The sequence below is a fragment of the Wolbachia endosymbiont (group B) of Eupithecia inturbata genome (assembly GCF_964030915.1).
Taxonomy (GTDB): domain Bacteria; phylum Pseudomonadota; class Alphaproteobacteria; order Rickettsiales; family Anaplasmataceae; genus Wolbachia.
This window is the reverse complement of the sequence record NZ_OZ034987.1, coordinates 1,207,138-1,220,066: the sequence shown is the minus strand read 5'-3', so window position 1 is coordinate 1,220,066 and position 12,929 is coordinate 1,207,138. Positions and strand designations below refer to the sequence as shown.

Here is a 12,929-nt window from a genome sequence, read left to right as displayed (position 1 = left end):
TTTCTTTATTTAACAAGTACATTATAGAGCTTTTTTAAGACTTTGTATTTTTTGAATCAAAGTTTAAAAGACTAGAGCCCTCTAAATTAGAATTTGATAAATTGGCATCAATAAGAGAGGAATTATCAAAGACAGTATAACGTAAATCGGCTTTTTCAAGATTTGCCTTATTCAAATTAACGTTTACAAACTTTGCTCTACTTAATATTGAATTAGAAAAATTAGCATTTTCTAAATTCATATCCTTAAACTCAAAGTAAGAATAATTTACATCAAATTTTTTGCCCTGCGATATTTTCTCTTGCAGATCTTTAATTGAAGTTATGGCATTCTCTAGATTTGTAATTTTTGTCTGTCCTTGATTGTCAATCAAAATTGAATTATCAAATTTGCAATCTGTTAAATGAATATCAGCAATTGAACTTTTATATATGCTTGAAGAGAGGAAAGAGACATCACTCACTGTTGAATTACTCAAATTGCTAAGAAAAAAACTAGTCTTTCTAAAGGCATTATCATAAAACACGGAGGATTTGAAATCACTTTCAATAAAGTTTGAATTAGTGACTTTTGACTTAGACCAGCTCGAATTATCAGCTAATAATTTGAAGAATATTGAATTTTCTATCTCACTCGAATCCATATTATGGTGGGAAAGAGTACTATTATAAATTTGAGAGTCTTTAATTTTTGTCTTATACATTGAAGTTGTGGAAAGATCTGAATCTTCTATTTTTGCAGAGGTAAACAATGAATGGTCAAAGAACGAACCATTCATGTCAGAATTCACAACTTTAGTATTATGAAACTTTCCGTGACAAATGTTAGCATCATAGGCGTTAACTTTATACAATTCACTAAAACTAAAATCAATATTAGATAAGTCAGCATCCTGAAGGTCTGCTTCGAAAACATATGCATGTTTTATCTTGGAACCATTTAGTATAGATTTAATGAAGTTTGAATTATCCCCTTTCACATAGGAAATTTGTGAATTGCTTAAATTGGCTTTTTCGAAATTACTGTTGACTATAATGGAAGAATTAAAATAGGCGTTTGAAAGATTGCTACCTGTAAAATCCGATTTTTTTATTTCTGCACCATATATGTTAGCATTTTTTAATGAAGAAAATTGTACCTTGAGCTTATGTGCATCCACTCCAAAGAAACTTGCGTTGTCGAAATTATTTTTCTGCATAACAGTGTCGTTTATTTCACTATCACTAAAATTGATGTAGCTGGCACTTGAGTTTGATAAATTGGAGAAATTCATTTTTACATTCAAAAACTTGGTATGCAAACCAATTATATTACGCATACTTACTTTGTTGAGATTAGAATTGATAAAATCAGCATAACTGATATTAGACTGATCAAATATGATATCTGTTAAATTTGTAGAAGCAAATTTTGAAAAACTTAAATTTGTGCCTTTTATTTTAACGCCATGTAAATTAGCATTGGAAAAATTGGCACCACGTAAATCAACATCGATAAAAGACACATCTGATAAATCGGTGTTAGAAAAATCGGCACCAATTAAACTTACTCCATCAAAAATAGATTTGCTTAAATACAATTGACTAAAATTAGCACCATTTAAATTAGGACCAAAACCTTTCTTAAAATCTTGTGGTATGCTGGCTTTATTACACTGTACTAAAAATTTAGCAAAATCTTTTGTATTGTAAGATACGTATTTTACATCATGCAGAGCGCTTAAAAAATCATTGATTGCATCATCTCCATAGCATAAATGACCAACTAAAATTAATATCAAAAGTCTAATTATCTTTTGCATCACACGTGTTTTCTTTTGTTTTTATAGCAAAGTTATACATCTCTGAGTTTTCTTGATTGTTTATTTCTTTATCCTCTAAAAGGTATGGCATCATTTCGGCAATTGCGTTTATTATGTTGATCTGATTCCTTTCGATTGCTATTTCAATAGGGGACTTAAAATTATTATCAACTACTCTAGGATCAGCACCTTGTAATAAGAGAAAGCGAACTGTGTCTATTTCACCTTGTTTCACTGCATAAATTAGAGGAGTATCACCCAATTTATTTCTAAATCTTAGTATTTCTTGAATTGTTAATCCAATTTTTTCTAGCTTATTTATTACTCCTCTTAGACAAATTAAGTTGCCCTTCTTGATGCAGTAAAAAAATTGCTTACTGTAATCATCAGTAAATATAGTTTTAGGAAGGTGCTCATTTAGGCTATCATATTGTCTTTTATATATAGACTTGCTTTTATGTTTTTTTATTTCTTTGTTTAGCTTTGTCCATTTTTCGCTTTTTTCATTTTTTTTGTTCACAGGTGTTATATTGTCAGGCTGTTCTTCTTTCTTTTTCTCTGTTAATTGGCTTGTTGAAAGTTCGGTGTCTTTTTTGCTAATCTCCTCTTCAGGCTGTAGGTTTGTTTGATTATTGTGACTGATTTTCTTCTCTTCAGGTTCTTCTTTTTTTTCTTCTGATAAAGGACTTGTTAGAGCTTTGGTATCTTTTATATTAGTCTCCTCTTCAGACTGTAGGTTTGTTTGATTACTTGAAGGTACTTCTTCATTGATTACATTTGTTGGGTCTGTGATTTCTTTGAGTTCGCTCAGAAGCGGAGAAGTTTTTTCAGCATCAGTGTTGCTTTTCGATACGTCTTCTTGATTTATACTGCTTTCATTTTTATTTTCTTCAGGCTGTTCTGCAGCAAGCAGGTTAGATATAACAATTAATAGTATGAAGAATGCTTTATATTTCATAAACATTGCAAATATAGGCTTAATTAAAATGATACTATAATCAAATGATTAATCTACAGTAAAAAGTGCTTTAGTTATTGTACAAGTATGATTATGTAAAAATTTATTTTTCTCTTTTATCTAGGTTTTATCTGAAATTGTCATTCGAGTAGCTGACATACAACTGTACGGACATTAAAGAAATCAGTATACAGCTGTATGAACATTGTGGTAATTTGCGTACTAAACAATGTCATCCCAGTGCTCCGACACTGGGATCCATTTTCCATCATCATTAGAAACGTTATATTTTAGCATAACTTTTAACTCACAAATTTAACTGGATGCCAGTGCTGGCTACTTTTATGACATCTATCATTTTATGTTTATAGTATTTTTTGCAAATAAACGTTCGTAGTTGTAAATTAAATGCAAAAAAATACTTGACACATTTGGTAAGTTGATTATTATCAGTAAAAATGAGGGTATTTTAGAGCTCGAAATCCACCTTATTCAAGTCTGCAGACTCTTCAATTAATTTTTCAATAAAAAATATAGCACAGTCTACTTCAGTGCGTACACGTACGCTTAATTTCTGTCATAAGGTGTGTTATATTTTTCTAAATCTTTTCTTTATAGGAGGGTCATTATGTCTAAAATTCCTTAAACATTAATTTTTAACTTAAACATTTATTAAATAGTGCAGTACTGCCTTACGCGTTGCTAATCCAAACTTTACTTGCTGTAAAATAACACAATCTGCTATATCATTGCTAATTTCGATACCTCTATTTATTGGTCCTGGGTGCATAACAATTGCATCTGGTTTTGCGTGCGATAGTTTTTGTGCATCAAGTCCATACAAGTGAAAATATTCTTTTTCTGAATAATTATTATTCATGCGCTCTTTTTGCAATCTTAAAAGCATAATTACGTCAGCATCCTTTATACCTTCGATTAATGAATAGTGAAGTGAATATACTTCAGGAAGATGCTTACAAATCAAAGCTGGTGGTGCAACTAAGCTTATTTTTGCTCCAAACATTTTTAGCAATCTTATATTTGATCTTGCAACTCTACTGTGCAAAATATCTCCACATATCACAATTTTGAGGTTTTTTATTTGCTTTTTATGACTGATAATTACGAGATAATCTGCAAGAGCTTGAGTTGGGTGTTCACTGCTTCCATCGCCTGCGTTGATTAGCGAGCAGTTGACATGCTTTGCCAATGTATTAATAATACCACTACTTTTATGCCTGATTATCATATAGTCAGGATTCATTGCATTTAGTGTTTTTATCATATCTTTTAGATCTTCCCCTTTGTTAATAGAAGAAGATTTTATTGGTAAAGTTATAACATTTGCTCCAAGGCTTTTTGCTGCTATTTCAAAAGATGCGAGCGTACGTGTTGAATCTTCAAAGAATAGGTTTATGACTATTTTATTTTTCAGAACATGACTATTTTCAACTTTTTCTTCAAGGTATTGGTTGGCTAATTTAGTTATATTTTCTACATCACCGATTGTGAGGTCTGAGATATTTAATAAATTCCTTCTCTTGTCCATAGCTCCTTTTTTGAGCTTATTCTACTTTCTTAATTTCAATTACACAACTCTAAAGTAAAGTAGAAGGAAGCTATAAAATTTTATTTCCACTTACATTCATCTGCTATCATAACAGCCTCAAAGAGATGCTTCTCAAGCTCACTTATAGGCAGAGTACTTTGTAGGTAATTTCCCCAAGATTTTAACACATCAGAAGTTTCAATACCTTCAACAATAGGATATTCTTGATTTTTTTTAGCATATAGCTCTTGAGCCTGTTTGCTTACAAAAAACTCCAATAAAGCTATGGCATTTTCTCTGTGTTTTGCGTTTTTTGTTACTGCTGCACCACTAATATTCACCATTACACCATCACTCGGGAAGAAAGCTCCTAACTTTTCTGTGATATTCTTTTTATTTTCTGATGAAAGGATTCTTGCAAAGTAGTAGCTATTTACTATTGCAACATTGCCTTCACCAGCGGCTACAGCATAAATTTGATCTGTGTCACCACCGCTTGGTTTTCTTGCCATGTTGCTTACAATTCCACTCACCCATTCTTTTGTTTTTTCAAAACCATTTTTTGCAATCATAAAAGCGATCAATGATCGGTTATATGGACTTGTGGAAGAGCGTACTAATATTTTCCCTTTCCATTTTTCATTCGCTAAATCTTCATAGTTACTTAATTCCTTAGGATCTACTGATTCTTTATTGTAAACCAATATTCTAGCTCTTTTTGTGAGACCAAACCAATAATCTTCATTATCTCTAAATTTTGCAGGTATGGCATTTTTTAGAGTCTCTGAATCCACTTGAGATAAGAGCCCTCTTTTTTTGGCTAAAATCAAATTCACTGCATCTGCAGTTAAAAACAAATCAGCTTCACCGCCATTTTCCATACGTGAAAGCAATTGGGAATAATCGTCAATGATATAACGTACCTTGATGCCAGTGGTTTTTGTAAAATCATCAAACAAACTATGTACTAATTCTTCTTTACGAGATGAATAAACGTTTACTACTTGTGAATCATCAATTCCGCTATTTTTATATAAAAAATTAACGACTATCAATAAAGCCGCTACTAAAGATATAAATATTAAACCTTTTTTCATAAACAAACCCCTTCCTTGTCATCATCTCAAGCTATCAAAATAGCAAGGTCTTAGCAAGTGTAAAAATTCCAATCAATGGACATTGTAGGAGATTTATTTCATTCACCTATACTATAGATAGCATCCTTATAATTGTGAGATTGAACTACAACCTGCTCAAGCGTTAAACTGCTGCGTTTAGCATCTTTACTATGATTTTCTCCAAGAACATTTGTTCTTTCTCGTTTTATTTCCTCAATGAATTTCCCATTAACATTTTTAGGATCAATCGTTTCTTCAGAATATACAAGATTAGTGCAATTTGTTTTTCTATAGTAATGCACGCCAAGATATACAGCTAGTAATACAAATATACCTAAGCCTATAAGTGGTAATAATCTTATATTATTGGTCAAAGGGTTTTGGTAAAATTTTTGTATATTATTAACACCACCTTCTGCATAAAGCAATAAAGGGAGCGCTATATTTGCAGCAACTACACCAGTTAATAATGCAGTAAATAGTGGCCTATTATTAATTACGGACTCTATTTTATTAGTTTTACTGATTACTTTTTCATCAATATTGACGAAGCCTTTTTTAGATTCCCAAGCATTAAATACAAAATTTGAATGAGTGCCATTGCTATATTCCAGTCTTACAGACTTTATAACTTTACCTTCTGGCTGGTCCATCAAAACATTATCTAAAACTTCATCTGCATTTTTTACTTGAGTTTGATATTCTTTGGTATTTACAAACTGTTTTATTCCAAGCAGCATTGGGCTAATTGCAAACAATGAAGCAACTGCAATAATCGGTACGATGGTATATAGCGGACTGTTTGTAAAGAACGCAATAAATTTTGCTTTATCTTGTAAATATACTAAAGCTGTAGATGTGCCAAGCACGATAGCGGCCGCACCAAAAATTACAACGCCTTTCTGCTGCATGGCATACTGCGCTTTGGGCCAGAATCTGTTTTTTTGCAGTTTAAACACCCTATCTGTAGGCGAAGACTCTTGAGAGCTACTTCTGCTCGTGTATGATGGCGGAGAAGTTGAAGGTGTATCGCTATGCTGACTGAGATTTTCAAAAGGGTTTTTTTCACTTTCATTCCTATTACAAGTTTCATCAAATACTGTCTCTTTAGAAGCCGATCTTTCTAATCTTTGATTATCTACTCCATTATCTAAACTCTTTTTCGAAGTTTTTTTATTTTTATCTATGGATGCATAAATAGCACTTCCTGGTTCACCGTGAACTGACTCACTTGAAGTAGGTAAATCCAATTCAGTATAATGAGTTGGCTCATCTTTTCCTTGAGAAGAAGAAGGTAGTGGTATTTGAGTATCAAGATCAAATGAATTTCCATCTCGTAAAGCTTGATTCCTTTGCGGAAGGGGAGGGGGTGTTTCATCAAGTTGTGAAACTTGGTTAGTTGGTAGAATAGGTGATGGCTTATTCGAGGTAGCTTCTCCTGCTTCTTCAAGTGGATTTGTGTTTTTGCCATCTTGTTTTGGAGCACTTGTTCTGGGAGTTGGTGTTGGTGAAGTTGCTGCACTATTTTCACTCACCGTTGTATGAGAAACCAGTGTGACTTTATCTTTATTTCCTGATCCAGGCATATTCGCTCCAAAATTAATTACAATGTTATGTTGATTACGCTATAGTTATTAAGATATAATGAATACTAATTTAAGAATAAATATTAGTATAAGAACTGCTGATCAAAGATCCTTTCATTCAAAGGGCAATCTTTGTCAAAAAGTAGAGTGACTGTATTTTCGTGATCTTTCTGTATTTTTACCTGCGATATGTCGTGAAATTCCTTGTAATCTGATACTACAAGTGCTGGACGATTTTCCACGTCGTTGATATCAATTTGCACTATTGTATCATTTGAGATTAACGCTCCATTCCAACGCCTTGGGTAGTAGCTATTGATGGAAGTCAGTGCAAGTAAATTTGAATTAAGTGGTAAGATTGGCCCACCGGCAGAGAAGTTATATGCAGTGCTACCTGTTGGGGTAGACAATATAATTCCATCTCCTCTGAATTTTTCTACTTTTAGCTTATCATTAATGGTAATATTCATCTCCACTATTTGATTTGCATTTCTAAAGACATACACTTCATTTACTGCGATGTAATGGTGTTTTTTGCCACTTATGTCTGTGGCTTCCATTTTTAGTAAAGTTAGCTGAGTAGGAACTGCATGTTCTATATGATCAATTAGATCTTCAAAGCATTTATTCATCAAAAATCCGACGTTACCGGTATTTATTCCATACACATGTATATCTTTATTTCCTATGACGTAGTTGTGTAGGGTGCGTAGCATAAAACCATCGCCACCAACAACTATCAGCAGATCAACTTCATGCTTACCTGCTTCTGCTATATTGATAAAATTGAGTTTCTGTAGTAGTTTAGATACTTCCTGAGACTTGGGTAGCGAAGAAGGAATATAGCCTACATTTTTATATTTATACATGTTAAATAAAGAGGGGAGGAACTAAAAAAGACTCCCGTATTTATCATTAAACTTAGCTATTTTACTATCCTTCTCCCCTGAACCGCTTGTCAAACTTCCAGTCCATGCAGGATGAGTAAGAGGATCTCTATCAAGCTTTATTCTTTGACCTTCTTTTCCATAAGTGGAATAAGTTTCAAACTCTTGACCATCTGTCATAACTATAGTAACTTTGTGATAATCGATTTCTGCCATTGTTCTTACAAATTTCTTACCAGCTAAGATTTTAGTGAATCTGGTTCATTTGGTCAATCATTATTGTGAAATATTGACAAAAAATAAATAAAGTAGTATTCTCAATGAAGAATGAAAAATTTTTTATGATTTTTGCTTTTCCTGGTCAGGGCTCCCAATTTGTAGGAATGGGAAAGAGCTTGTATGATGAATTTTCAGTTGCAAGGAACGTATTTGATGAAGTAGATGACATATTGGGTAGAAAGCTGTCTCATTTGATTTTCAATGGCCCTATTGAGAAATTAACCATCACGGAAAACGCTCAGCCAGCTATAATGGCAGTGTCAATTGCAACGCTACGTGTTATGAAGCACGTATTTGGTGAATCTCTTTACAGCGTTCAGTATGTTTGTGGGCATTCAGTTGGCGAGTATACAGCGCTGTGTGCTGCAGGGGCATTGACGCTTGAGTCTGCAGTCAAATTGCTAAAAGTTCGTAGCGAAGCAATGCATGAAGCTTCACTAAAATGCAAAGGTGGAATGTTTGCTCTACTTGGAGCAGAAATAAGTGAAGTAGAAGGTATATTAAAATCAGCTCAAATTGATTGTGAAATTGCAAACGATAATGGTGGTGGGCAGGTAGTGGTGAGTGGTACTGCAGAGGCTCTTGAGGTCTTACCTGATTTATTCAAAAACTCAAGTGTCAAGAAAATGATAAAATTACAAGTTAGTGGGCCTTTTCACTCATCTTTTATGAAACCTGCTGATGAAAAACTTCTGGAATTTTTAAAAAGCATCAACATAACTCGCCCTTCGATTCCTTTTGTATCAAACGTTACAGCTAAGGAAGAAAGTGATCCAGAGATCATAAGAGCTTTGCTCGCTAAGCAAGTTGTAAGTAGAGTAAGATGGAGAGAGATGGTTTTATATATGACAAGCCATGGCACTAATAAGTTTGTTGAAGTTGGCCCTAACAAAGTTTTATCCAATTTAGTTAAAAGAATTGACCAATCTATCAGTGTGAAAAATATAGATAGTATTGGTGATATTAATAGCTTCTTTGATGAATCATTAATGTTGACAGCAAAAAATTTAAAAATAAAAGCTTATAACTAACATAAAGTAAAATTTGTACTATTTTTTTGCTTTGATTATTGATAGCAGCGGAATGTCAAACATCGACACTAAAGAATATGATCTAGCGTTGGGTGATACCACGGTTAAGCTTTTTATTAAAAGTAGCGATACAAGTGGGATCAATTTTATTAATGTGCATCAAAATGAAGTAACTTCAAAAGGGGCTGGTGAGCATATACTCCAGCAGTTTGGTGGAAGAATTCTATACATTACTCATGGTGATGGTACTCCGCGTAATGTAGAATTTTACTTAAATGGTGAGCGGTATGAATTCGATCCCAATCGCATGTTTGATGATGTAGGTGCAGAAGCTAGCTTAAGAGAGTTTGGCAGTGTTTCAGAAGATGCTTTGAGAGCTGTTAGAAACTTTGCAGAAAGAATTTTAGATTTTTTACTTCCTGGTCAAGATCACGTTATCGCTCTGCACAATAACTACAATTCTCCCAGCTACTCATTCAAGAGCTATTTTCCCCCACCACTTTCTCATGATGTGCTAAAGATTTCTCCAGAAGTGTGTCCGGAAAGTGGAACGGGTGAGTTTTTCTATACGACAGTTGAAGATTGGTTCGATGCTTTAAAACAGAAAGAAATTTTTAATATAGTATTGCAAAATAACAAAGCAGTTGAAGATGATGGTTCTTTATCTGTATATGTAGGGAAGAATAATATTCGGTACTCTAATGTGGAAGCTGAGCATGATCATTTAGAGCAGCAAATAGATATGCTATCTTCTATACACAGTGTTTTATTTCCTCAACCCTTAACAATAGAGTTATAGCAACATGGAACGCACTAACGAACTACCTGTCATCTCGTTTGGCTTTTTGAGCCCAAGTAGCTGTAAAATAGTGGGGGCAATATCAGATAATTTTCCATCTCTTAGTTTTAGATTGTTACAAGATATAATGAATGGAACTTTGTTTAGAGTGTGTGCTGTATGAGGTGTGTTATTTTCTTCATCGAACATACATTCTACATTGCCATGGTCTGCTGTAATAATGAGTGCGGTGTTACCAACTTCTTTGACAACGCTGAGTACTTTTGCAAGGCAATCATCTACAGCGAGCACAGCTTGCTCGGCTGCTTTTATATTACCTGTGTGTCCCACCATATCAGGGTTAGCGTAGTTTACAACTATCAGCGCAAATTCTTGAGAATGAATTTTTTTTACAAGCTCTTCTGTGAGCTCAAAGGCTGACATTTTAGGCTGCAAATCATAAGTTTTAACTTTTGGTGAAGGAATTAGTATTCTTTCTTCACCAGAAAAAGGTTCTTCTCTTCCACAATTAAAAAAGAAAGTCACATGCGCATATTTCTCAGTTTCTGCAATGCGCAGTTGCCGTAATTTATTGTCTTCTATTATCTGTCCCAAAGTGTTGGCAAAAGATTCAGGAGGAAAGAGATAAGGGATTTTTAAGTTCGCTTTATATTGCATCATACTTAAAATTGAAGAGAATTTTGCCACTTCAGTATAGCCTGCTTTACCAAGACAAATACTTGCCAATTGTATCATTCGATCAGCACGAAAGTTAGCCAATAGCAATCCATCTTCTGGTTTTATACCTTGATAATCTCCTATTATTGCGGGCCTGATAAATTCATCGGTTATATTATTTTGGTAATTTTCATCAATAAGCGATACTGCATCATCATAACGAGGCGCCTTTGCAAATGCGATGGCTTCATAAGCTTCAATTGTTCTTTCCCACCTATTATCACGGTCCATAGCATAATAACGCCCAGAGACAGTGGCGATTCTTATATCATTTTCCTTTATGCTTTCTGTAAATTCTTGAATGCATCTTTTCCCTGAATTTAGCAGTGTGTCTCTGCCATCTAAAAATGCGTGTATTACAACTTTAATTCCGCGCTGTGATATCTTGTTTGCTAAAGCTGAAATGTGCTTTTGATGCGAATGAACACCGCCATCTGATATCAATCCCATTATATGGCATATGCCATTCTTACTTTTTAGATCATTAATAAAATTCTGTAGATTTGCATTATTTTCTATCGTTTCGATTGCTTGATTAATACGCTGAAGGCTTTGCATTACCACTCTACCGCTACCAATATTCATGTGACCAACTTCTGAATTGCCTATTTGGCCTTCTGGTAATCCAACATCAGTTCCACAGGCAGATAAACTGCACTTTGGATAATTAGAGCTAATATGTTGCCAACAAGGTGGATTTGAATTGCTAATAGCATTGTATTTACTATTTTCTATTCCATTACCCCAGCCATCTAGTATACATAAAACGACTGATTTAAAGTTCATATAAAAGTTAACATCGAAACCCTCAATGGTACCAAAAACAAACTCTTCTCACAACTTTTGTGTTAAAATAAGAGATAGAAAAAGCTGCTTGGAGGCAATGGTATATGAAGTTTTTCATAAAATATTTTATTAAAGTGATTGACAGTTGCTGAAGTGTTTACTAAAACACTTGCATAGCTTTAATAGTGAGGTCAAATGAGTTATAGTCAATATGTAAAGGATAATACTTTAGCAACATCAGGTGCTATAATTAATGTTGATAGATTAGTAAACTTTTTAAAAAGCAATACAAACATTACAAGACTTATTTTACGATGTTCAAAAATTAATTATGAGGTTATAAAAGAATTAGCTCAGCTTTCTCATCTTACTTCACTTGATCTAAGTTGCAGTTATGTTGGTACAGAAGGTGCAAAGATTTTAGCAAGCGGGAATCTTATAAATCTTACTTCGCTTGATTTAGGAGGAAACGAAATTGGTGATGAAGGTGTAGAGGCTTTAGCCAGTGGAAATCTTACAAGTCTTACTGAGCTTAAATTATATGATAATAAAATTGGCGATAGGGGGGCCAAAAGCTTTAGCAAGTGGAAACCTTCAAAAGCTTACTTTACTGAGTTTAGGATGGAATGAAATCAGTAATGAAGGTGCAGAGGCTTTAGCAAGTGGAAATCTTAAAAATCTTATTACACTTAAAGTATATGATAACAGCATTAATTACAGAGATATACAGACTTTTGCGAGTGGAAATTTGGTGCGTCTTACTTCGCTCATTTACAATTATTGCAGTATTGATGAAACATTGCCAAAAAATGTCCTTCCTCAATTAAAAAGGAAATGTAATAAAAGAAAAATAGGAGAGGAGCCAGATAGCAAGCTAAGTGAAGCGCAGACATCTTTGCATTTTGACAGTAAAGGCTTTAAACCTATATAACTTCACACGTTTTGTCTGTTTAATAGACAAAAAAAAGTAGTGAATTTTGGGCTAAAAGTGAAATGTACAGATTGTATAAAATAGTGCTCCCCGGGCCGGATTCGAACCAGCGACCAATTGGTTAACAGCCAACTGCTCTACCACTGAGCTACCGAGGAATAAACTGCTTTCAACTTATCACATTGAACGCCGATTGTAAACGATTTTTATGTAGACTTTAGACCTAGATATCATTCCAGTGCATGGAGCTGTAATCCAGTTTTTCTTACCAACAAAAACTTAGAATAACTTTTGTTCTTAAAAAATTTCTAGATTCCAGACTCATGTTTCAATGTTAAACAAGGTACAATAGAATTGAGTAGGGTAATTTCTAGGGAATTATTATATTCTAGAAAAAGTAAAATGTCATCCAGATAGACTAATGTACAAGGTAAGCTGAATGTCTATAAGGAAAAACAGCAAGGCATTTTAGGATTTGCTATAAATC

Annotated in this window: 12 protein-coding genes and 1 tRNA gene; 4 read left to right on the top strand and 9 right to left on the bottom strand. The window is 33.7% G+C overall.

The window, feature by feature from the left end:
• Positions 1 to 34 precede the first annotated feature (34 nt).
• The 7 genes from ACQH21_RS05815 to rpmE form a co-directional block, all read right to left on the bottom strand.
• The gene (locus tag ACQH21_RS05815) at positions 35 to 1,801 is read right to left on the bottom strand and encodes a pentapeptide repeat-containing protein (RefSeq protein ID WP_264683087.1); all 1,767 of its coding nucleotides are present in this window, start codon (positions 1,799 to 1,801) and stop codon (positions 35 to 37) included.
• Positions 1,785 to 2,759 (bottom strand): ankyrin repeat domain-containing protein, encoded by a 975-nt coding sequence (locus tag ACQH21_RS05810; RefSeq protein ID WP_425384070.1) that lies wholly within the window; start codon positions 2,757 to 2,759, stop codon positions 1,785 to 1,787. The genes ACQH21_RS05815 and ACQH21_RS05810 overlap by 17 nt, the downstream gene beginning before the upstream one ends.
• Before the next feature lie 661 nt (positions 2,760 to 3,420).
• Entirely contained in the window at positions 3,421 to 4,308 is an 888-nt protein-coding gene (locus ACQH21_RS05805; protein ID WP_254229558.1) for an aspartate carbamoyltransferase catalytic subunit, read from the bottom strand.
• 80 nt (positions 4,309 to 4,388) lie between these two features.
• Positions 4,389 to 5,405 carry an extracellular solute-binding protein gene (locus ACQH21_RS05800; protein WP_425384069.1) on the bottom strand — a complete coding sequence of 339 codons (1,017 nt, stop codon included), beginning with the start codon at positions 5,403 to 5,405 and terminating at the stop codon, positions 4,389 to 4,391.
• 98 nt (positions 5,406 to 5,503) lie between these two features.
• The gene (locus ACQH21_RS05795) at positions 5,504 to 7,012 is read right to left on the bottom strand and encodes a hypothetical protein (RefSeq protein ID WP_425384068.1); all 1,509 of its coding nucleotides are present in this window, start codon (positions 7,010 to 7,012) and stop codon (positions 5,504 to 5,506) included.
• Between the two features lie 83 nt (positions 7,013 to 7,095).
• The gene (locus ACQH21_RS05790; protein WP_425384067.1) at positions 7,096 to 7,881 is read right to left on the bottom strand and encodes an NAD kinase; all 786 of its coding nucleotides are present in this window, start codon (positions 7,879 to 7,881) and stop codon (positions 7,096 to 7,098) included.
• A gap of 21 nt (positions 7,882 to 7,902) precedes the next feature.
• Positions 7,903 to 8,115, bottom strand: a complete 213-nt coding sequence (rpmE, locus tag ACQH21_RS05785) for a 50S ribosomal protein L31 (protein ID WP_006013575.1) — start codon at positions 8,113 to 8,115, stop codon at positions 7,903 to 7,905.
• Between the two features lie 125 nt (positions 8,116 to 8,240).
• On the opposite strand from rpmE, the gene fabD reads away from it, so the two are divergent.
• Together fabD and ACQH21_RS05775 are read left to right on the top strand one after the other, a co-directional pair.
• Positions 8,241 to 9,209, top strand: coding sequence for an ACP S-malonyltransferase (gene fabD, locus ACQH21_RS05780; protein WP_425384548.1), 969 nt, complete (start codon positions 8,241 to 8,243; stop codon positions 9,207 to 9,209).
• Positions 9,210 to 9,240: 31 nt separating this feature from the next.
• A complete protein-coding gene (locus ACQH21_RS05775) occupies positions 9,241 to 10,008 on the top strand; it encodes a hypothetical protein (RefSeq protein WP_425384066.1) in 768 nt (255 codons plus the stop codon).
• Here the strand turns inward: ACQH21_RS05775 and gpmI are convergent.
• Positions 10,003 to 11,511 (bottom strand): 2,3-bisphosphoglycerate-independent phosphoglycerate mutase, encoded by a 1,509-nt coding sequence (gene gpmI, locus ACQH21_RS05770; RefSeq protein WP_425384065.1) that lies wholly within the window; start codon positions 11,509 to 11,511, stop codon positions 10,003 to 10,005. The two genes, ACQH21_RS05775 and gpmI, sit on opposite strands and share 6 nt — an antisense overlap.
• Positions 11,512 to 11,706: 195 nt before the next feature.
• Here gpmI and ACQH21_RS05765 point away from each other — a divergent pair, with 195 nt between their 5' ends.
• A complete protein-coding gene (locus ACQH21_RS05765; protein WP_425384064.1) occupies positions 11,707 to 12,141 on the top strand; it encodes a hypothetical protein in 435 nt (144 codons plus the stop codon).
• A complete protein-coding gene (locus ACQH21_RS05760) occupies positions 12,053 to 12,442 on the top strand; it encodes a hypothetical protein (RefSeq protein WP_425384063.1) in 390 nt (129 codons plus the stop codon). The genes ACQH21_RS05765 and ACQH21_RS05760 overlap by 89 nt, the downstream gene beginning before the upstream one ends.
• Before the next feature lie 86 nt (positions 12,443 to 12,528).
• Here the strand turns inward: ACQH21_RS05760 and ACQH21_RS05755 are convergent.
• A tRNA-Asn gene (locus ACQH21_RS05755) sits at positions 12,529 to 12,600 on the bottom strand.
• Positions 12,601 to 12,929: the final 329 nt, after the last annotated feature.

Bases quoted from the DNA above. Each gene is read 5' to 3' on its own strand.
- ACQH21_RS05800 (WP_425384069.1), bottom strand. From the start codon at position 5,405: ATGAAAAAAGGTTTAATATTTATATCTTTAGTAGCGGCTTTATTGATA.
- rpmE (WP_006013575.1), bottom strand. From the start codon at position 8,115: ATGGCAGAAATCGATTATCACAAAGTTACTATAGTTATGACAGATGGT.
- gpmI (WP_425384065.1), bottom strand. From the start codon at position 11,511: ATGAACTTTAAATCAGTCGTTTTATGTATACTAGATGGCTGGGGTAAT.
- ACQH21_RS05815 (WP_264683087.1), bottom strand. From the start codon at position 1,801: ATGCAAAAGATAATTAGACTTTTGATATTAATTTTAGTTGGTCATTTA.
- ACQH21_RS05805 (WP_254229558.1), bottom strand. From the start codon at position 4,308: ATGGACAAGAGAAGGAATTTATTAAATATCTCAGACCTCACAATCGGT.
- ACQH21_RS05795 (WP_425384068.1), bottom strand. From the start codon at position 7,012: ATGCCTGGATCAGGAAATAAAGATAAAGTCACACTGGTTTCTCATACA.
- ACQH21_RS05810 (WP_425384070.1), bottom strand. From the start codon at position 2,759: ATGAAATATAAAGCATTCTTCATACTATTAATTGTTATATCTAACCTG.
- fabD (WP_425384548.1), top strand. From the start codon at position 8,241: ATGATTTTTGCTTTTCCTGGTCAGGGCTCCCAATTTGTAGGAATGGGA.
- ACQH21_RS05790 (WP_425384067.1), bottom strand. From the start codon at position 7,881: ATGTATAAATATAAAAATGTAGGCTATATTCCTTCTTCGCTACCCAAG.
- ACQH21_RS05765 (WP_425384064.1), top strand. From the start codon at position 11,707: ATGAGTTATAGTCAATATGTAAAGGATAATACTTTAGCAACATCAGGT.
- ACQH21_RS05760 (WP_425384063.1), top strand. From the start codon at position 12,053: ATGATAATAAAATTGGCGATAGGGGGGCCAAAAGCTTTAGCAAGTGGA.